The sequence below is a fragment of the Roseateles rivi genome (assembly GCF_043555845.1).
GTDB lineage: Bacteria > Pseudomonadota > Gammaproteobacteria > Burkholderiales > Burkholderiaceae_C > Roseateles > Roseateles rivi.
In genome coordinates this window covers 680,407-699,883 of record NZ_JBIGHZ010000002.1, presented here as the reverse complement: position 1 = coordinate 699,883, position 19,477 = coordinate 680,407, and the positions used below count along the sequence as shown (strand labels likewise).

Annotated in this window: 18 protein-coding genes and 1 tRNA gene; 7 read left to right on the top strand and 12 right to left on the bottom strand. The window is 64.3% G+C overall.

Annotation, left to right across the window (positions count from 1 at the left end; all coding sequences use genetic code 11):
- The first annotated feature begins 41 nt into the window (after window positions 1–41).
- Complete coding sequence (locus ACG0Z6_RS07175) at window positions 42–821, top strand: enoyl-CoA hydratase-related protein (protein WP_394459996.1); 780 nt, start codon at window positions 42–44, stop codon at window positions 819–821.
- Window positions 818–2,353 (top strand): 3-hydroxyacyl-CoA dehydrogenase, encoded by a 1,536-nt coding sequence (locus tag ACG0Z6_RS07170; RefSeq protein WP_394459920.1) that lies wholly within the window; start codon window positions 818–820, stop codon window positions 2,351–2,353. Before ACG0Z6_RS07175 ends, ACG0Z6_RS07170 begins: the two co-directional genes overlap by 4 nt.
- Before the next feature lie 54 nt (window positions 2,354–2,407).
- On the opposite strand, the gene ACG0Z6_RS07165 is transcribed toward ACG0Z6_RS07170, so the two are convergent.
- Window positions 2,408–3,187, bottom strand: coding sequence for an IclR family transcriptional regulator domain-containing protein (locus ACG0Z6_RS07165; RefSeq protein WP_394459994.1), 780 nt, complete (start codon window positions 3,185–3,187; stop codon window positions 2,408–2,410).
- A gap of 371 nt (window positions 3,188–3,558) precedes the next feature.
- Window positions 3,559–4,758, bottom strand: a complete 1,200-nt coding sequence (gene pcaF, locus ACG0Z6_RS07160) for a 3-oxoadipyl-CoA thiolase (protein ID WP_394459918.1) — start codon at window positions 4,756–4,758, stop codon at window positions 3,559–3,561.
- Window positions 4,759–5,040: 282 nt separating this feature from the next.
- Between pcaF and ACG0Z6_RS07155 the strand changes: the two genes are divergently transcribed.
- The 4 genes from ACG0Z6_RS07155 to ACG0Z6_RS07140 are packed head-to-tail and all read left to right on the top strand — an operon-like array spanning window position 5,041 to window position 9,490.
- Entirely contained in the window at window positions 5,041–6,330 is a 1,290-nt protein-coding gene (locus ACG0Z6_RS07155; RefSeq protein ID WP_394459916.1) for a cyclic di-GMP phosphodiesterase, read from the top strand.
- A 2-nt stretch (window positions 6,331–6,332) separates the two neighbouring features.
- The gene (locus tag ACG0Z6_RS07150) at window positions 6,333–8,420 is read left to right on the top strand and encodes a putative bifunctional diguanylate cyclase/phosphodiesterase (protein WP_394459914.1); all 2,088 of its coding nucleotides are present in this window, start codon (window positions 6,333–6,335) and stop codon (window positions 8,418–8,420) included.
- Between the two features lie 26 nt (window positions 8,421–8,446).
- Window positions 8,447–8,839, top strand: coding sequence for a DUF1840 domain-containing protein (locus ACG0Z6_RS07145; RefSeq protein ID WP_394459912.1), 393 nt, complete (start codon window positions 8,447–8,449; stop codon window positions 8,837–8,839).
- Window positions 8,840–9,490 (top strand): histidine phosphatase family protein, encoded by a 651-nt coding sequence (locus ACG0Z6_RS07140; RefSeq protein ID WP_394459910.1) that lies wholly within the window; start codon window positions 8,840–8,842, stop codon window positions 9,488–9,490.
- Window positions 9,491–9,636: 146 nt separating this feature from the next.
- Here ACG0Z6_RS07140 and ACG0Z6_RS07135 read toward each other — a convergent pair.
- The 4 genes from ACG0Z6_RS07135 to ACG0Z6_RS07120 form a co-directional block, all read right to left on the bottom strand.
- Window positions 9,637–9,721, bottom strand: a tRNA-Leu gene (locus ACG0Z6_RS07135).
- 119 nt (window positions 9,722–9,840) lie between these two features.
- Window positions 9,841–10,713 (bottom strand): 2-oxoadipate dioxygenase/decarboxylase family protein, encoded by an 873-nt coding sequence (locus ACG0Z6_RS07130; RefSeq protein ID WP_394459992.1) that lies wholly within the window; start codon window positions 10,711–10,713, stop codon window positions 9,841–9,843.
- Window positions 10,714–10,876: 163 nt separating this feature from the next.
- The gene (amaB, locus tag ACG0Z6_RS07125) at window positions 10,877–12,382 is read right to left on the bottom strand and encodes an L-piperidine-6-carboxylate dehydrogenase (RefSeq protein WP_394459908.1); all 1,506 of its coding nucleotides are present in this window, start codon (window positions 12,380–12,382) and stop codon (window positions 10,877–10,879) included.
- Between the two features lie 45 nt (window positions 12,383–12,427).
- Window positions 12,428–13,519, bottom strand: a complete 1,092-nt coding sequence (locus ACG0Z6_RS07120) for a saccharopine dehydrogenase family protein (RefSeq protein ID WP_394459906.1) — start codon at window positions 13,517–13,519, stop codon at window positions 12,428–12,430.
- Between the two features lie 158 nt (window positions 13,520–13,677).
- Between ACG0Z6_RS07120 and ACG0Z6_RS07115 the strand changes: the two genes are divergently transcribed.
- On the top strand, window positions 13,678–14,193 hold the full coding sequence (locus ACG0Z6_RS07115; RefSeq protein ID WP_394459904.1) for an Lrp/AsnC family transcriptional regulator: 516 nt from the start codon (window positions 13,678–13,680) through the stop codon (window positions 14,191–14,193).
- A 12-nt stretch (window positions 14,194–14,205) separates the two neighbouring features.
- Here ACG0Z6_RS07115 and ACG0Z6_RS07110 read toward each other — a convergent pair whose 3' ends face one another.
- The 6 genes from ACG0Z6_RS07110 to recA form a co-directional block, all read right to left on the bottom strand.
- Window positions 14,206–14,922 (bottom strand): TerC family protein, encoded by a 717-nt coding sequence (locus ACG0Z6_RS07110; protein ID WP_394459902.1) that lies wholly within the window; start codon window positions 14,920–14,922, stop codon window positions 14,206–14,208.
- A 146-nt stretch (window positions 14,923–15,068) separates the two neighbouring features.
- Window positions 15,069–15,962: a succinate--CoA ligase subunit alpha gene (sucD, locus tag ACG0Z6_RS07105; RefSeq protein ID WP_394459900.1), complete on the bottom strand. Its 894-nt coding sequence runs from the start codon at window positions 15,960–15,962 to the stop codon at window positions 15,069–15,071.
- A gap of 36 nt (window positions 15,963–15,998) precedes the next feature.
- A complete protein-coding gene (gene sucC / locus ACG0Z6_RS07100) occupies window positions 15,999–17,159 on the bottom strand; it encodes an ADP-forming succinate--CoA ligase subunit beta (protein WP_394459898.1) in 1,161 nt (386 codons plus the stop codon).
- 229 nt (window positions 17,160–17,388) lie between these two features.
- A complete protein-coding gene (locus ACG0Z6_RS07095; RefSeq protein ID WP_394459896.1) occupies window positions 17,389–17,904 on the bottom strand; it encodes a regulatory protein RecX in 516 nt (171 codons plus the stop codon).
- A 23-nt stretch (window positions 17,905–17,927) separates the two neighbouring features.
- Window positions 17,928–18,311, bottom strand: a complete 384-nt coding sequence (locus ACG0Z6_RS07090; protein WP_394459894.1) for a nuclear transport factor 2 family protein — start codon at window positions 18,309–18,311, stop codon at window positions 17,928–17,930.
- A complete protein-coding gene (recA, locus tag ACG0Z6_RS07085) occupies window positions 18,308–19,345 on the bottom strand; it encodes a recombinase RecA (RefSeq protein ID WP_394459893.1) in 1,038 nt (345 codons plus the stop codon). Before recA ends, ACG0Z6_RS07090 begins: the two co-directional genes overlap by 4 nt.
- Window positions 19,346–19,477: the final 132 nt, after the last annotated feature.

Below are 19,477 nucleotides of genomic sequence, written 5' to 3'. Positions count from 1 at the left end.
CCATCAATCGATACCACGGAGGCAAGGTGGATACCCTGATCATGCACACAGATGCGCGCGGTGTAGCACGCATCACCATGAATCGCCCGGAGCGGTTCAATGCGTTCAACGAAGCCATGATTGGCGAGCTCGATGAAGCCTTCACGCAGCTCGCAGCGGACCCCGCCGTCCGCATCATCGTCCTGGCAGGTGCGGGCAAGGCCTTCAGTGCGGGGGCCGATTTGCAGTGGATGCAGCGGGCGGCCCAGGCCACGCAGGAACAAAACCTGGCCGATGCGCGCCGCTTTGCCAGCATGCTCGGGCGCATCAACGCCTGTCACAAACCCACCATTGCGCTGGTTCATGGCTTGGCCTTGGGCGGCGGCGTGGGCCTGACAGCGGCCTGTGACATTGCCCTGGCCAGCGACAACGCACAGTTCGCCATCAGCGAAGCCCGTTTTGGCATCCTGCCAGCGGTCATCGGCCCCTATGTGGTGCAAGCCCTGGGGCAGCGCCAGGCCCGTCACCTGGCGCTGACTTGCGCTCGCATCAGTGCCCAGCGCGCGGCTGAGCTGGGCTTGGTGCAGCAAGTGGTGGCGACAGAAGAGCTCGAAAGCGCCTTGAGCCAGATCGTTGACCAATTGCTCGAAGGTGCTCCTGGGGCGCAGGCCGAAATCAAGGCACTGTTCGCGCAGCTGCCCGTGGGTGACGTGAGTGCTGAGGTGCGCGAACTCACGGCGCAAACCATTGCCCGCGTGCGCATGGGTGAGGAAGCCCGCGAAGGCTTTGCTGCCTTCCTGGCCAAGCAACCCGCGCCCTGGGTGCCCAAGGGGCAGGCATGAGTCCGTCGACTTCCCCCTGGCGCATCGCCCATGCACCGGCAGCACAAGCCCCGGTGGCCGTGATCGGCGCTGGTGTCATGGGCGCAGGCATTGCACAGGTGGCCGCCCAGAGCGGGCACCCGGTTCGCCTCTATGACACCCGCCCCGAGGCGGCACAGCTGGCCATCCAGCAAATTGGCGCAGCCTTAGATAAGTTGGTCGAAAAAGGGCGCCTGGCAGCCAACGAGCGCGACAGCACCCTGGCGCGGCTGCAGCCCGCTGCCGCGCTGGAAGAGCTCAGCGATGCCGCCCTGGTCATTGAGGTGATTGTCGAAAAGCTCGAGCCCAAGCGGGCGCTGCTGCAATCCTTGGAGAACCTGCTGGGCGCCGACGCCCTGCTGGCGAGCAATACCTCCTCCATCAGCATCACCGCGCTGGCCAACGGCATGCGGCGGCCTGACCGGCTGGTGGGCATGCATTTCTTCAACCCCGTACCGCTGATGAAATTGGTGGAAGTGGTGCGTGGCGCGGAGAGCGACCCCGGTGCAGCAGAGGCGGTATCGGCCTTGGCGCAGCGCTGGGGCAAGACGCCGGTCTATGCGGCCTCCACGCCAGGCTTTATCGTCAACCGCATTGCGCGGCCCTATTACGCCGAAACCTTGCAGCTGCTGCTGGAGCAAGCCGCAGCCCCCAGCGGGCTCGATGCGGCCCTGCGCAGCGCAGGCTTTCGCATGGGGCCCTGTGAGCTGACCGATCTGATCGGCCAGGACACCAACTACCTCGTCACCCTCTCGGTGTTCGAGGCCAACAATGGCGACAAGCGCTACCAGCCCTCGCTGGTGCAAAAAGCGCTGTTCGACGGCGGGCGGCTGGGTCGCAAGGTCGGCAAAGGCTTTTACGACTACCCCACGCCCGCAGCAGCTCCGCCGCTGACGCCCCAGGCGCGCAGCGCCCATGCGCCCACGCCTGTGCTTTGCGGTGAGCACCCCATGCACGCGGTTTTGGCCGCAGCCCTGCAGGCACAAGGTCAGGTCTTTGAACAAAGGCCCGATGCGGACTGGGCCGGTGTGCAGCTCGGGGACTTGCAACTGCATTGGACCGACGGCCGCTGCGCCGCCGAGCTGGCTCAGCAGCGTCAACATGCGCAAACGGGCGTGCTGGACTGGCCGGTCCAACCTGTTGGTGGTGCCACGCTGGCCGTGGCCATGGGTCCGCGCGCCAGCCAAGAGAACCACACCGCCTTGAGAGAGTGGCTGGCCAGCTTGGGCTGGCAGGCCCTGCAGCTGCGTGACACGCCTGGGTTGGTGGTAGCACGCACGCTGTCCATGCTCATCAACGAAGCGGCCGACGCCGTGTGGCAAGGCGTTTGTGACGAAGAGGCGGCCGACACGGCCATGAAGCTGGGGCTGAACTACCCCGCGGGGCCTTTTGAGTGGCTGCAGCAACTGGGCCTGGCGCCCGTGCTGTCGGTGCTGGAGGGGCTGGACCGCGTCTATCGCGGGGAGCGTTACCGCATCAGCCCCCTGCTGCTGCATAAGCGCTGGGCGGGCTGAGGTCAGCGCCACGTCCAACCGGGGTGCGCGGACACCCCGGTATTGGGCTGAGCCTTAGAGCAGCATGCGCAGATGCGCTTGGGCGTGCAGCAAGGGCGGCAGGCAGTGCTCGACCAGCTGGTCCATGCCCACGCGCGTGGCGTGCACGCTGATGGACAGGCCCGCAACGGTGTCACCCTTGTAGTTCTTCAGCGGCACAGCCAGCGTGCGCAGGCCCTGCTCCATTTCCTGGTCCACCAAGGCATAGCCCAGCGCACGCGCACGCGCCACCTCGATGCGCAAGCGCTCGGGGTGCGTGATGGTGTTGGCGGTCAGCGCCGTGAGTTCCTGACGCGCAATAAAGGCATCGGACTCCTGCGGTGTCATGGCCGCCAGCATGACGCGCCCATTGCCGGTGCAGTAAGCGGGCACGCGAGCACCCGGCTGCAAGGTTGGAGACACCACGCGCCCGGCGCTGCTGGCCGAGATGCAGATGACGTCATTGCCGTCCAGCACACCCGCCGAGGCCGCCTCTTTCATGGAGTAAGCCAGCTTGTGCAGCTCGGGCTCGATGATGCGCGGCAGGCGCGCCGAGTGCATATAGCTCTGCCCCAAGCGCAGCACCTTGGGCGTGAGCGAGAACATCTTGCGGTCCTGCGACACAAAGCCCAGATGGGTCAGGGTCAGCAAGTAGCGACGTGCCGCGGCACGGGTCAGTCCGGTGCGGTTGGCCACCTCGCTGATGGTCAGGCGCGGGCGCTCCTGGTCGAAAGACTCGATCACAGCCAGGCCTTTTTCAAGCCCAGCCACAAGATCACGCTTGAGCGGGGAACTCGCCAGCGATTCAGCGGCCATGGGTGGCGGCGCCGACACCAATTCATCAAATGCGCGTTCAGCAGACATACGACAACAAATGCTTCTGCGCGGGGTTTTTGGCCCCGGCATTTGGTTGCAGGGATAGCGGGTGGTCTGTTGGACCTCACGGATCAACCTGGCTGGACCCATGACACGCACTCGTTGTGGCTTTCACCTATCGGCTGCGCTCTGGTGCGTTTGATTGGTGGGAGCACGCGGCCGTTGCGAGCCCGACAACACCCCATCAATCAAGGGATTGACATACCAGGCAATCGCTAACAACGAGTATCGCACGTGCTCTATGCGCCCAAGCTGTCACATTCCCGTCATGCCTTGCGAAAAAGCAGAAGCCCTGCTTCGAGAAACCACGCCTAAACGCGCTCGATCACCAGCGCAATACCCTGCCCCACACCAATGCACATGGTGCATAGCGCGTAGCGTCCGCCCTTGCGTTGCAGCTGGTACATGGCCGTGGTGACCAAACGTGCGCCACTCGCACCCAGGGGGTGACCCAGGGCGATAGCACCGCCTTGGGCATTCACGCGCGGGTCATCGTCGGGCAGTCCGAGCTGACGCAACACCGCCAGGCCTTGTGCGGCGAAAGCCTCGTTGAGTTCGATCACGTCCATCTGGTCCAGACTCAGGCCGGTCTGGCGCAGCACTTTTTGCGTCGCGGGCGCGGGGCCAATGCCCATGATGCGCGGCTCCACGCCGGCCACGGCCATGCCCAGCACGCGGGCACGCGGCGTGAGGCCATGGCGCGCCACAGCCGCCTCGCTGGCCAGCAGCAGTGCGCAAGCGCCGTCATTCACGCCCGAGGCGTTGCCGGCGGTCACGCTGCCGTCCGGGCGCACCACGCCTTTGAGCTTGGCCAGCTGCTCCAGCGAGGTTTCGCGCGGGTGTTCGTCTTGGCGCACCCAGACAGGCTCGCCCTTGCGCTGAGGCACGGCCACGGGGCAGATTTCCGCGTCAAACCACCCTGCGCGCTGCGCCGCCAAAGCCCGGGTCTGGCTGGCCAGCGCCATGCGGTCCTGGTCCTGGCGGGAAATGCCGAACTGCTGCGCCACGTTCTCCGCCGTTTCGGGCATGGAGTCGACGCCGTAGCGCGCCTTCATGAGCGGGTTGACGAAGCGCCAGCCGATGGTGGTGTCATAGACCGCGTTCTGCCGCGAAAAGGCGGCATCGGCCTTGGGCATGACAAAGGGCGCGCGGCTCATGCTCTCCACCCCACCGGCGATGAGCAAATCGGCCTCACCGCAGCGAATAGCGCGTGCCGCTGTGCCGACGGCATCCAGGCCCGAGCCGCAAAGGCGGTTGAGTGTCGAGCCCGGCACGGCCAAGGGCAAACCGGCCAGCAAGGCCGACATGCGCGCGACGTTGCGGTTGTCTTCGCCCGCTTGGTTGGCGCAGCCGTACACCACGTCTTCCACGGCTTGCCAGTCCAGCTGGGCATGGCGGGCCATCAAAGCCTGGATAGGCACGGCACCCAAATCGTCGGCCCGCACCGCGGCCAGAGCGCCGCCATAGCGGCCAAACGGTGTGCGCTGGGCGTCACAAATGAATGCGTGCATCTTGCCTGTCCCTTAAGAAGTTTTATGTCGCGTCGACATGACGCGTATGGCGCCCCGCGCAGCCTCGGCGCCATGCTGGTTTGAGCAACGCACAGGCGGGGCAAATCGCGGGGGATGGGGCCCGAATCATAGACGTCGCCCCTCTAAACTTGTGAATTGCTACGCAGCGCCTTCACTCAGGCCGAGCGCCTCTCGCCCGCCCCCTTGCCAAGAGCCTCAAGTTACCGGCATCTTTGGCCGAAGCCATCCGTATCAAGCGCCTTGTGCAGCCAGAGTGGAGCAATGAAGGATCGAGCGGCAGAACACCTGATTGACGTCGAAGAGCTCAAAGTGGGTATGTTTATTCACTTGGATCTCGGCTGGATGTCGCACCCGTTTCCGTTGAGCAGCTTCAAGCTGGCTTCGGAGGATCAGCTATTGATATTGCGCCGTCTCGGGTTGAAGAAGGTGCGATGGAACCCGGACAAAAGTGACGCACCTTTCGATCCCACCTTGCCCGAACCCGTCGCAAGCCCAGACACCAGTGCCACGCCGCCCCCGGCCCCAAGTCCAGACGCCGCTGCAGAGGCCGCACTGCGCGAGGCCCTGAAGGTCCAGCGGGAGAGTCTGCAACTGTGTGAGCGTCAATATGCCGAGGCCTCGCAGGCGCTCAAGGAGCTGACCGATCTCATCCCCATACAGCCCGAAACCGCGCGTGACCAATCGCAAGCGCTGTCGCAGGCGCTGCTGGACAAAATGCTGGTCGAGGGCGATTTGTCGATACGCCTGCTGACCGAAACCACCGGCGACCGTGCCACCGCCCATGGCCTGAATGTGGCCATCATCTCGCTACTGCTGGGCCGGGCTTGCGGTCTGAGCGTGGACGAACTGGCGCAGCTGGGCGTCGGCGCCCTGCTGCACGACATCGGCAAGATGGAACTGCCCATGCGCTTTCGCCAGCGCGACGAGAGCTTCACCGCCGCCGAAATGCAGCTCTACCAGCAGCATGTGGCCAAAGGCGTCGCTCTGGGGCAGAAGATGGGCTTGGCCAGTGGCCCGCTGCTGGTGATTGCCCAACACCACGAGCACATCGACTTCAGCGGGTTTCCGCAGCGCATTGGTGCGGAGAAGATGAGCGTTGGCGCACGCATCGTGGCTTTGGTCAACCGCTTTGACGGGCTGTGCAATCCAGCCGTGGCCGCCAAAGCCCTGACCCCGCACGAGGCGCTGTCTTTGCTGTTTGCTCAGGGCCGCAGCCGCTTTGACGCCACCATGCTCAATGCCTTTATTCGCATGATGGGCGTGTACCCACCAGGCTCAGCCGTGCAGCTCACCGACGACCGCTATGCACTGGTGGTGGCGGTGAATTCATCGCGCCCGCTCAAACCGCGCGTGATGGTGCATGACGCGAAAGTACCGCGCGATGAGGCCCTGCTGCTCAACCTCGAAGAACTGCCCGAACTGGGCATACGCCGCAGCCTCAAACCCCAGCAACTGCCCATGGCGGCAGCGGACTATCTCAGCCCGCGCAGCCGCGTGGCCTACTTTTTTGAACCCAGCGTGCCGTCGCCTCGAAGCCAGCTGGCGGCGTGATCATGACCCAAGCACAAGCCCTCTGCGGCGCCCCCCACCAGAACCTGATCGACACCCTGCAAGAGGCGGTGTGGCTGGTGGACGCGCAGACGCTGTGCATCGTGGCGGTGAACAACGCCGCCACTCGGCTGCTGGGTCATCCGCCAGCGAGTGTGCTCGGCCGAGCCGTCGACAGCTTGGCCAGCACCCCGGAAGACGCTCTGTTCTGGATGGACGCTGCAGAGGGTCAGCGCGACAGCCTGCACACCGACACCATGATGCGCCACGTCGAGGGGCAGATGCTGTGGGTGTCGCGCCGCATCAGCCACCTCCCCAACGGCGAGGGGCCCGGGTACTGGATGGTGAGCATGCGCGACCTCAGCGCGCTGCGTCGCCACGACGAGGAACGCGAGGCCCTGCTGGCAGAGCTGCGCGCGGCACTGGAATCCACCGCCGATGGCATTCTGGTCACCGATCTGGCTGGGCGCATTCGCAACTTCAACCAGCGCTTTGCCACGCTCTGGGGCATTCCCGACGACCTGCTGGCGGCACGCAACGACGACGCCGTGCAGACCTGGATGCGCCGCAGCGTGGCCGATGCGCCGGGCTACACCGCGCGCCTGAGCACGCTGATGGACGCTCCCCTGCTGCAAAGCAGCGACGACTTGCGGCTGATCGACGGGCGCGTGCTCGAACGCGTCTCACTGCCGCAGTGGTGCCGCGGCCGCCCCATCGGGCGCGTGTTTTCGTTTCGCGATTTGAGTGAAAAGCTCGCCGCGCACCAGCGCATTGAAGAGCTCTCGCACACCGATTTGCTCACCGGTTTGCCCAACCGGCGCGCGCTGATTGAGCGCATTGAATACGCCCAGGCCTTTGCGCGGCACGAAGGCGCGGGCTTTGCGGTGCTCAATGTCGACGTGGACCGCTTCAAGCAGATCAACGAAACCCTGGGCCATGCCTACGGCGACCGCGTGCTCAAAGAGGTGTCGCTGCGCCTGGGCCAAGCCATGCGTCAGGTCGACACCGTGGCGCGTTTGTCCAGCGACGAATTTGCCGTGCTGGTGCACCAAGCCGATGCGCGCAGCGCCGAGGCCTCGGCACGCCGTGTGCAGGAGGTCATGTCGAGCCCGTTTGGCTTTGACATGCTCAGCTTCACCGTGACGTGCAGCATTGGCGTGGCCCTGTTCCCGGGCGACGGCGCCAACGCTGAGGAGTTGCTCGCCAGCGCCGAGCGCGCCATGCACTGGGTCAAGGAAAGCGGGCGCTGTGGCTTTCGCTTCCACCTGCCGCGCAAAGACGTGGACCTGCTGGCGCGCATGCGCCTGGACCACGCCATGCGCCAGGCGCTCAACGACCAACAATTCCGCCTGCACTACCAACCGCAGCTGGACCTGCACAGCGGCGAGGTGATTGGCGCCGAGGCCCTGATCCGCTGGCGCGACCCGCTACGCGGCGACATCTCGCCCGGCGAGTTCATCCCCGTGGCCGAAGAAAGCGGCTTCATCATTGCCATCGGCAACTGGGTGCTGCATCAAGCGGTACAGCAAGCCGCGCGCTGGCGCGCCATGGGCTGGAACCTGCCTGTGGCGGTGAACGTTTCGGCGCTGCAGTTTCAGCAGCCGCAATTCCTCGACACCGTGGCCCAAGTGCTGCGCGACGCGCAGCTGCCACCTGCCCTTTTGGAGCTGGAGCTGACCGAATCCATCCTGCTGCGCGACGCGCAAGACGCGCTGCAGCGCCTGCAAGCCCTGGCCGAGCTGGGCGTGACCATGTCGATCGACGACTTTGGCACGGGCTACTCCAGCCTGAGCTACCTCAAGCAATTCCCCATCCAGCGGCTCAAGATCGACCGCAGCTTTGTGCGCGGCCTGCCCGGCGACGCCAGCGACGCAGGCATCGTCACCGCCATCGTCCACATGGGCCGGGCGCTGACACTCAAAGTCATTGCCGAAGGCGTGGAAACCGAGAGTCAGCGTGCCTTTTTGCAGCACTGCGGCTGCCACGAATTCCAAGGCTTTTTGCACGCCCCAGCGCTGGACCCCCATGCCTTTGAGCAGCGCCTGCGCAGCAATGGCAAACCCAATATCCGGCTGCTGCGCAGCCAAGCCTGACCCAGGCATTCTGGAGATTCACTGCCATGCTGTGTCTGCCCGCACGACGCCAGGTCGCACAATACCCCTCAGCCACAACGCACAGCGAGGGACATGTGATCTACCGCTTCCACTCCAAAGCCGGGGCTGATGTCGTCATGCTGCCCCAGCATGGTCAATCGGTGCTCGAAGCTATGGGCAAGCAAGCCGATGGCCAGGGCATTCTGCTCAACGAACGCTTGCCAGGCTTGATCAGCACCCTAGAAGCCACCATCAGTGGCGAAGAACAGCATTGGCTGGAACTGGAAGCCCAGGCGCAAGCACGGGGCGAGCCCGTCCCGCAGCGGCCTGAGGTGATGCTGCGCCAACGCGCTTGGCCGCTGCTGCAGCTCATGCGTGCCGCGCAAAGCTCAGGGGCCGACATCGTCTGGGGCGTCTGAATGCTGGAACCCTGCCACCTGCTGTTGGTGCGCCACGGGCAAACCGCATGGAATGTCGACGGGCGCATGCAAGGCCACCTGGACATCCCGCTGGACGCCGTAGGTCGCGCCCAGGCTCTGGCCGTGGCGCAAGCCCTGGCTGATGAGCCCGTTGCCGCCGTCGTCAGCAGCGACCTGCTGCGCGCGCGCCATACGGCCGACGCCATTGCCGCCACCCACGGCCTGCCTGTCCTGAACGAACCGCTGCTGCGCGAGCGGCATTTTGGCGTCTACCAAGGCCTCTTGTGGGAAGAGGTTCAAGCCCGCTGGCCCCAAGACGCCCAGCGCTGGAGCCACCGCGACCCCGACTTTGCCCCCGAGGGCGGCGAGAGCCTCACGCAGTTTTCACAGCGCTGTGTTGAAGCCGTGACGCGCCACGCCCAAGCTTGGCCCGGCCGCACCCTGGTGCTGGCCACGCATGGCGGGGTGCTGGATTGCCTCTACCGCGCCGCCACGGGCCAGAGCCTGCAAGCACCGCGCAGCTGGATGCTCGGCAACACCGCCGTGAACCGCCTGCTGTGGAATGGCGAAGGCCTGAGTCTGGTGGGATGGAACGACACCCGGCACCTGGAAACCGCAGGCGCCGCGCTGGACGACAAGCAGCAGGCCTGAGCATCGCACCGCTGCTGGCGTGGCGGCTTGGGCCATTGCGCCAGCAGACTTGGCGGAACCCAACACCGAATCGAACGCGTGAAGGACACGTAAAACGATCGCGCCAAACGAAGAAGGCCAGCACTTGCGTGCTGGCCTTTCGTGTTTGGTGCCCAGGAGAGGACTCGAACCTCCACGGAGTTACCCGCTAGTACCTGAAACTAGTGCGTCTACCAATTCCGCCACCTGGGCTTACTTCGCTGCACCGACCAATCATTCGTTGCTGCGAAGACTTGGACTATAGCATGGATTTTGCGAGGCTCAAGCAAATTCCTTGCTCAAGCCTGGCGCAAGCCGCCATGCGCACCGCCTCAAGCCGGCGTGGTCATCTTGAAGATGGCCGTGGCGTTGCCCGCGTCAAAGCTCAGATCGAGCCGGCCGCTGGCGTCCACGGGCTCACGCTGGATGAGTTCATGGAAGGAGCCAGGCACCTCCAGCACCACGGTTTGGCCATCGCTGCGGAACTCACGCTGCACCTGTGCGGCACGGAAAGCCGTCTGGAACACCCGGCCGGAACGCGAGACTTCGATGTGCTCCTTGATCGGGCGCCCCTTGGCGCGCTGCTCGTCCGAGACGGTCTGCAAGTCGGTGACGCGGTCCGTGGCGTGGTTGAAGGCGTTGCCCTCGGTGGAGATCCAGGCCATTTCGGCCGACTCGGCCAACAGGGTCTGGTAGTCCTCCAGCTCGAAGACGCCGTGGTGGCGACCAAAGCAGGCCAACAGCTTGGGCAGCAGAGCCAGGCCGTCGGCCAGGGGCAGACGGCGCTGATGCTCCAGCGCGTCGAGCAGATCCAGGTCCGCCAAGCTCAGCGGGTCTTTGCTGCGGTCCAGCACGCGGCTCACAGCAGCCTGGAAGGCCGGCGAGAAGCGCTCGGGATGCAGCTCGGACACAAAGAACTGGGCGATGTCCTCGGGGTGCTCGCGATGCACCCAGGCACGACCCGTCATGCGCAGACGCTCCAGCGGGTAGGTGGCCGCCAGCTCAAAGCCCAGCGGACGCAGCACGCGCGTGATGGCGGCTTGGCCCGGCGGCAGTGCGCCGCAAGGCCAGGCCACGGTGCGCAGCGCGCCGTGGTCAAACACCAGCGGCTCGCCCCGATCTTCCAGGTCGGCCACATAGGCTTGCGCCGAGGGCACGCGCTGGATGACGTCGCGAAACAGCAGCATGTTCAGGGCCTGCGCCATCTCGGTCTGAGAGACCGAATCGGACACAGGCACAAAGAGCTGGGGCAAGACGTACAGCTGTGCAAACAGTTGGCGAGCCTGGGCTTGCCCAATCTGTGAGCACACCAGCCCGAATAGGCCGCTGCCTTCGATCACTTCTACTTCCATGACAACACTTCTCCGCTCAAACGTCGAAACGCACGCCTTGGGCCAGGGGGAGCTCACGCGAGTAGTTCACCGTGTTGGTGGCGCGGCGCATGTAGTTCTTCCACGCATCCGAACCCGATTCACGACCACCGCCGGTTTCCTTCTCGCCACCAAAAGCACCGCCAATTTCCGCCCCCGAGGTGCCGATATTGACGTTGGCAATGCCGCAGTCAGAACCCGCGGCGCTGAGGAACTGCTCGGCCTCGCGCACATCGTTGGTGAAGATGGAGGACGACAGGCCCTGGGGCACGTCGTTTTGCAGCGCGATGGCCTCTGACAGCTCGTTGTAGCGCAGCACGTAGAGGATGGGCGCGAAGGTCTCGTGGCACACCACTTCGGTTTGCGCGGGCATGCGCACCAGCGCGGGCTCCACGTAATAGGCCTGCGGGAAGCGGTCTGCCAAACGGCGCTCACCACCGGTGACCACACCGCCTTGCTCGCGTGCACGCTGCAGTGCGGACTGCATTTGCTCGAAGGAGGCTTGGTCGACCAGGGGGCCGATCAGGGTGCCCTCTTCCAGCGGGTGGCCGATGCGCAGCTGGGTGCGGGCCTTTTCCAGACGCTCAACGAGTTGGTCATGCACGCTGGCGTGCACGATCAGGCGGCGCGTGGTGGTGCAGCGCTGACCGGCAGTGCCGTAGGCGCCAAACAAAATGCCGCGCAGCGCCAGGTCCAGATCGGCACTGGGGGTCACGATGATGGCGTTGTTGCCGCCCAGCTCCAGCAGCGAGCGGCCAAAGCGTGCCGCCACGCGCGGACCCACGGCACGGCCCATGCGGGTCGAACCCGTGGCCGAGACCAGCGCCACCTTGGGGCTGTCGACCAGGGCTTCGCCCAGGTCGGCACCGCCATTGAGCAGCTGCGCCAGGTTCTCGGGCAGCGCCATGCCAGCGGCGCGCACGCGCGCCACGGCCTTTTCAAACAGCGCCTGAGTGGCCAGGGCCGTGAGCGGCGTTTTCTCGGAGGGCTTCCACACCACGGGGTCGCCGCAGACCAGCGCCAGGCAGGCGTTCCAGGCCCACACGGCCACGGGGAAGTTGAAGGCCGAAATCACCCCCACCACACCGATCGGGTGCCATTGCTCCATCATGCGGTGACCAGGGCGCTCAGACGCGATGGTCAGGCCGTAGAGCTGGCGCGACAAGCCCACGGCGAAGTCGCAGATGTCGATCATCTCCTGCACTTCGCCCAGGCCTTCGCTGGCGATCTTGCCGGCCTCGAGAGACACCAGCGCGGCCAGCTCAGACTTGTGCTCGCGCAGCACCTCGCCAAAGACCCGCACCAGTTCACCGCGCTTGGGCGCGGGCACCACACGCCAGGCCACGAAGGCCTGGTGCGCACGCTCGATGGCCTCGTGCATATCGGCCGCGACGGCCTCGTGCACATAGCCCAGCACAGCACCGTCCACGGGCGAGCGCACGGCACGCCCGCCGTTCTGGGTCACGCCCAGCGCTTTGAGCAATTGATCAGCTTGATAGTTCATGGCATTGCGTCCTGAATGACTGCGGTTCTTGGGGGTACCGCCGCGTCAGCCGATGGACTCCACTTGACGCGACTGTTGGTAGGCCTTGCCAAAGCGGTTGGCCAGGAAGTCCGGCAGCGACACTTGCTCTTGGCGGATGAAGCCCTTCTGCGGCAGCTTACCTTCGCGGAACAGATCCACAGCGGCGCAGATGCCCGCAGCGGTGGTGATCTGGATGGCGGAGATGGCTTGGCCTTCGCGCTCAGCAAAGATCTTGCGAGCGAACACTTCCTGCACCAGGCTGCCGTTCTTCATGCCCGAGACGGTCACGAACACCAGCACCACGTCCTGCATGGTGGTGGGCATGGAGCGGCGCATGATGGACTTGAGCGCTTCCTGATCGCTCTTGAGCTGCAGGTCACCCAGCAGGAACATCATCAGGTCGCGGTGACCGGGGTAGCGCACGGTCTTGTAGTCGAGGTTCTTGACGCGACCGTCCAGGGTTTCGCACAGGGTGCCCAAACCGCCGGAGGTGTTGAAGGCCTCGTACTCCACGCCGTCCAGCGAGAAGTGCTCCAGGCCTTCGAGCGGCAGAGCCGAGATCGTGCGGCCGTCATGGATGGCTTCGCAGGGATGGCAGTACTCGTTGATCAGGCCGTCCACGCTCCAAGTCAGGTTGTACTTGAGGGCGTTGGTGGGGAAGGCCGGCAGAGCACCCACGCGCATCTTCACGTCGTGCAGGGTGTCAAAGCCCTTGGCCAGGTGGTGCGCCACGATGCCGATAAAGCCAGGGGCCAGGCCGCACTGGGGCATGAAGGCGGTCTTGGCGCCTTCAGAAATGCGCATGATTTCCTTGGTGGCGGCCACGTCTTCGGTCAGATCGAAGTAATGGCAGCCGCACTCCAGCGCGGTGTGGGCTGAAGGAATGGCCAAGTGGTAGGGCAAGGCATTGACCACCACGTCCTGGCCCTTCATCACCGTGGCCAGCTGGGCGCGGTCTTCGGTTTGCACGACTTGCGTCTTCACGCCCGGCACGCCCAGCGCTTGCAGCGCGCGCTCGCTACGGTCCACCACCGTGACTTGATAGTCGCCGCTGCCCTGGAGCAGACGCGCGATTGTTTGGCCAATGTGACCAGCACCCAGCAACAACACCTTCATGGTTTACCTCTTGGAATAGATGGAATGGATGGAGAGGAGAGTGATCGGCAGTCTAGGGAGGGGTCACGACGAAATAAAGGGCCAAATCGTCGATACAGAGTCGTGTTTCGCCGAAACGGCGGCACAATCTTTCAAACCGACGAAAACAAGGGTTTTTCATGAGCACCCGAAAGGCAGGAGTCTCCACACCTGACCCCCAATCACCATCGCATGGTGGCGCCAGCGCTCTGGATTGGGGGCTGCGCGATCCGGTGGACCGTGCATTGGTCACGCTGCTGCAAGCCAACGCGCGCGAAAGCACTGCCAGCCTGGCACGCAAGCTGGGGGTGGCGCGCACCACGGTGGTGGCCAAACTGGCAAGACTTGAAACCGACGGGCTGATTGCCGGCTATACCGTGCGCCTGGGTGGCGAGGCTGTGGCCCGCGGGGTGCAGGCCTATGTGGGCATCACCGTGCAGCCGCGCGCCGGGCGCGACGTGGTGCGCCGCTTGGCACAGCTGCCGGAGCTGCGCCAGCTCGCCTCAGTCAGTGGCGAGTACGACTACATGGCCCTCATCCACGCCGAAAACACCGCCAGGCTGGACGCGCTGCTGGACGACATCGGCGAGATCGAGGGCGTGATCAAAACCCACAGCTCGGTGCTGTTGGCCCTGCGGGTGGACCGCAGTGGCTGAGAAGCCTGGCGCCTAGGCCTTGGCGGCGCGCGCTGCCAAGGCTTTGCCCAGCACCAGCACCGTCAGCGCGCCCAGCACGCCGCAGCCGTAGTAGAGCAGTGGCGCCACCGCGCCCGGCTTGGCCCCTGCGGGCACCCAGGCAGCCAGCGCTTGATCGCCCACCATCATGGTGCCGGCAATCCAGCCCAGCAACATCGCGCCCAGCACGATGACCACGGGGAAGCGGTCCATGAGCTTGATCACCAGCTGGCTGCCCCAAACAATGATGGGCACCGACACCAGCAAACCGAAGATGACCAGGGGCATTTGATGCCCGCCGCCTGCGCCTTCAGCCGCACCGGCAATGGCGATGACGTTGTCCAGGCTCATGACGAAGTCCGCCACGATCACCGTGCGCACCGCCGCCCACAGCTTGGCGCTGGCCTGAATGCCCGCGTGCTCATCGTCGCCTTCGGGCAGCATGAGCTTCACGCCAATCCACAGCAGCAACAAGCCCCCCACGAGCTTGAGAAAGGGCAGCTTGAGCAGGGTCAGGGCAAAAAAGATCAGCACCACGCGCAGCGCAATGGCCCCGACCGTGCCCCACAAAATGCCCAAGCGGCGCTGCTCGGGCGGCAACTTGCGACACGCCAGGGCAATGACAACGGCGTTGTCCCCCCCGAGCAAGATGTCGATCATGATGATCTGGCCAACGGCCAACCAGAACTCCGGACTGCTGAACATTTCCATGGCTTGAATCAGTGTGTGCGGTGCAGTGTTCGGGGCGGCGGTCTGACAGGCAATTGACAGCCGACTCAAAAACGATCAAAGGGGCCGCAGCCCCTTTGACGTGGTGTGAGCGTGGCGCCACAAGACTGGCGCCACAGGCCTCAAGCTCAGATCAAGCTCTTGAGGATGCGGCCCATCTCGGAGGGGTTGCGCGTCACTTTGAAGCCGCACTCTTCCATGATGGCGAGCTTAGCATCGGCCGTGTCAGCACCGCCGGAAATCAGCGCGCCCGCATGGCCCATGCGCTTGCCCGGAGGGGCAGTCACGCCAGCGATAAAGCCCACCACAGGCTTCTTCATGTGCTCTTTGCACCAACGCGCGGCTTCCGCCTCGTCCGGACCACCGATCTCGCCGATCATGATCACGGCATCGGTTTCGGGGTCGTCGTTGAAGGCGCGCATCACGTCGATGTGCTTCAGGCCGTTGATGGGGTCGCCACCAATGCCCACAGCCGAGGACTGGCCAATGCCCAGCTCGGAGAGCTGTGCCACAGCTTCATAGGTCAGCGTGCCGGAGCGGCTCACCACGCCGATGCGACCCTTCTTGTGGATGTGGCCGGGCATGATGCCGATCTTGATTTCGTCGGGCGTGATCAGGCCGGGGCAGTTGGGGCCCAGCAGCAGGGTCTTCTTGCCACCGGCGGCTTCCTTGGCGCGCATTTTGTTGCGCACTTCCAGCATGTCCCGAACGGGGATGCCTTCGGTGATGCAGATGGCCAGGTCCAGATCGGCTTCCACGGCTTCCCAGATGGCTGCAGCAGCACCTGCGGGCGGCACGTAGATCACCGACACAGTCGCGCCGGTCTGAGCCGAAGCTTCCTTGACGGTGGCGTAGATTGGAATGTCGGAGAACTTCTCGCCGGCCTTCTTGGGGTTCACGCCCGCCACAAAGGCGTTCTTGCCGTTGGCATAGGCTTGGCAGCCCAGGGTGTGGAACTGGCCAGTCTTGCCGGTGATGCCCTGGGTGATGACCTTGGTGTCTTTGTTGATGTAAATGCTCATGATTCTTTCCTTGGCTGGGTCAGCAACTCGCAGGGATTACTTGACGGCGGCCACGATCTTGGTAGCAGCCTCCGCCATGGTGTCGGCCGAGATGATGGGCAGGCCGGATTCGGCCAGCATCTTCTTGCCCAGCTCTTCGTTGGTGCCCTTCATGCGCACCACCAGCGGCACGGACAGGTTCACGGCCTTGCAAGCGGTGATCACGCCTTCGGCGATGGTGTCGCACTTCATGATGCCGCCGAAGATGTTGACCAAGATGCCCTTGACGGACTTGTTCTTGAGCATGATCTTGAAGGCTTCCGTGACCTTCTCGGCCGTGGCGCCACCGCCCACGTCGAGGAAGTTGGCAGGCTCGCCACCGAAGAGCTTGATGGTGTCCATGGTGGACATGGCCAAGCCAGCACCGTTGACCAGGCAGCCGATGTTGCCGTCCAGCGAGATGTAGGCCAGATCGAACTTGGAAGCTTCGACTTCAGCCGGATCTTCTTCGTCCAGATCGCGGTAGGCCACGATTTCGGGGTGACGGAACAGGGCGTTGGCGTCGAAGTTGAACTTGGCGTCCAGGGCCATCAGGTTGCCCTTGGAGTCGCAGTTCAGCGGGTTGATTTCCACCAGCGACGCGTCCGTGTCCATGTAGCACTTGTAGAGCTTGGCGAACAGGTCGATGGCTTGGTCCACGGAGTGGCCGGTCAAGCCAATGGCTTCAGCGATCTTCTTCGATTGCTCGGTGGTGATGCCCACCAGCGGATCGATGTACTCGGTGATGATCTTCTCGGGGGTCGAGTGCGCGACCTCTTCGATGTCCATGCCGCCTTCGCTCGAGGCGATGAAGGCCACCTTTTGCGTGCCGCGGTCGGTCACCAGCGAAACGTACAGCTCGTTCTTGATGTCGGCGCCGTCTTCGATGTAGAGGCGGCGAACCTTTTGACCTTCCGCACCGGTTTGGTGGGTGATCAGTTGCATGCCCAGAATCTTTTCAGACAGGGCTTTCACATCGTCCAGGGTCTTGGCGACTTTCACGCCACCGCCCTTGCCGCGGCCGCCAGCGTGGATCTGAGCCTTCACCACCCAAACCGGACCACCCAGCTTTTGCGCTGCTTCAACGGCCTCTTGCACCGTGAAGGCGGGGATGCCGCGCGGCACAGGCACGCCGAACTGGCGCAGGATTTCCTTGCCCTGGTACTCATGAATCTTCATAGGGATCTCGCTCGATGGATAGTCTGGAAAGGGACGCAGCGATGCAGGCTCGGGCCATCAGGCGCCGGCACTGGATTGGTACGGCGCGACACGCGTCGCCCGTCGCCCCCAAGGCGACAGCGAACGGGTCAGCAACAACCGCCAATGTAGCATGGTGCGGCGCATCAAGGCTTGCATCCAGCTGTCGGCTTGAGCGGTGCAGTCGGGCATACGGCACTGATTCGGGGCTTCAGCCCTCAGCCGCCTCGCGCCAAAGGCGCTGCAGCAGCCCGGGCTCAAAGCCACGTGCAGCCATGAAGCGCAGCTGCCGGGCGCGCTCGCGCTCGTCTTGCGGCGGCGTGCCAAATTTGCGCTGCCAAAGGGCGCGAGCACGGTCCAGCTCCGTCGCGCGCAGCTCGGCGCGCTGCTGTGTATCCAACTCCAGGCCATGCTGAGCCAACTCCTGGCTGATGCGTCGCTCACCCCAGCGCGAAGCACGGGTGTGCAGTCGCGAGGCCACAAAGCGCTCTTCGCTGAGATAGCCGCGCTCTTGCAGCCAGACAAGCAGCGCATCCACTTGCGCGGACGCGTCTTGCGCGTTGCCGCCTTCTTGCGCCTCATCGGCTGCGTCGGCGGTGTCTTCTGCACTGCGCTGCGCCAAGCGCAGCAGCTTGGTGCGCAGCTCGCTGGCGCTGTGTTCGCGCTGCGCCAGCCAGGTGAGCGCACGCATCTTGAGGTCTGGCGCGCGGCGGCTGCGCGGTGTCATGGCAAGCACGGCACGAGCGGCGCTCAGTAGCGCTCGACCTGCGCCCAGGCACGCTGGGGCGCCGCGTAGGGCTCGGGCCAGTAGTCGAGGATGCGCGTGATCAGACCATCGCGGATGTCAAACACGGTAAGACCCTCCTGCATTTGGCTTCGGTCTTGCCGCTGCGGATAGAACGCAATGCGCGAAAAAGCGCGTTCGCCATCCGCGATCACATCCAAGACCTCGGCGTCCCAGTCCGAGGGCCAGCCTGCGTTGAAGGCCACGTAGGCCTGGCGGCCACGCACCCGTTCGCGCGTCTGCGGCACTTCGTAGACCACATCGCTATCAAGCAGTGCCGCGAAGGCGGCCCAGTCGCGCGCCTGGGCGCTGGCCCAATAGCGCTCAATCAGGGCCGCGCTGGCATTCACTCGCGGGCCTCAATAGCGCCGCCCTGCAGCGGGATGCCCAGCGATTCGCGCACTTTGTTTTCGATTTCCAAGGCAATGTCGGGGTTCTCGCGCAGGAACTCGCGGGCGTTGTCCTTGCCCTGGCCAATTTTTTCGCCGCTGTAGGCATACCAGGCGCCAGACTTGTCGACCACCTTGGCGGCCACACCCATGTCGATGATTTCGCCCTCGCGGCTGATGCCCTCGCCGTAGAGGATGTCGAACTCGGCGGTTTTGAAAGGCGGCGAGACCTTGTTCTTGACCACCTTGACTTTGGTCTCGGAGCCGATGACTTCCTCGCCCTTTTTGATGGAGCCAATGCGGCGGATGTCCAGACGCACCGAGGCGTAGAACTTGAGCGCATTGCCGCCCGTGGTGGTTTCGGGCGAGCCGAACATCACGCCAATCTTCATGCGGATTTGGTTGATGAAGACGACCGTACTGTTTGTTTTCTTGATGGTTGCCGTGAGTTTGCGCAGGGCCTGGCTCATCAGTCGGGCTTGCAAACCGGGCAGCGCATCGCCCATCTCGCCTTCGAGTTCGGCCTTGGGGGTGAGCGCCGCCACCGAGTCCACCACGATCAGGTCGACCGAGCCGGAGCGCACCAGTGCGTCGACGATTTCGAGCGCCTGTTCGCCGGTGTCGGGCTGGCTGATGAGCAGATCTTGCAAATTCACGCCAAGCTTTTGGGCGTATTGCGCGTCCAGCGCGTGTTCGGCATCGATAAAGGCGCAAACGCCACCGATTTTTTGCATCTGCGCGATGACCTGCAGGGTCAGCGTGGTCTTGCCGGAGGACTCCGGGCCGTAGATTTCAATCACGCGGCCACGCGGCAAGCCCCCCACGCCCAGCGCGATGTCCAGACCCAGCGAGCCGGTGGACACCACCTGAATGTCTTCAATCTTTTCGCCCTCGCCCAGGCGCATGATGGAGCCCTTGCCGAACTGCTTTTCGATTTGCGCAAGAGCGGCCTGCAAGGCCTTGGCTTTTTCGGTGTTTTGCTTGGTTGCTTCCATCTGCAATCTCCTGTGAGGCGAGCGCGCATTATGGCGCAAGCTGGATGTTTGTACAGTGTTTTGAATTTGACTCGGCCCTTGTCTCGCGCTCCCTACAATGACTTGCAGCCGCAAGCCACCAAAAGAAGGCGG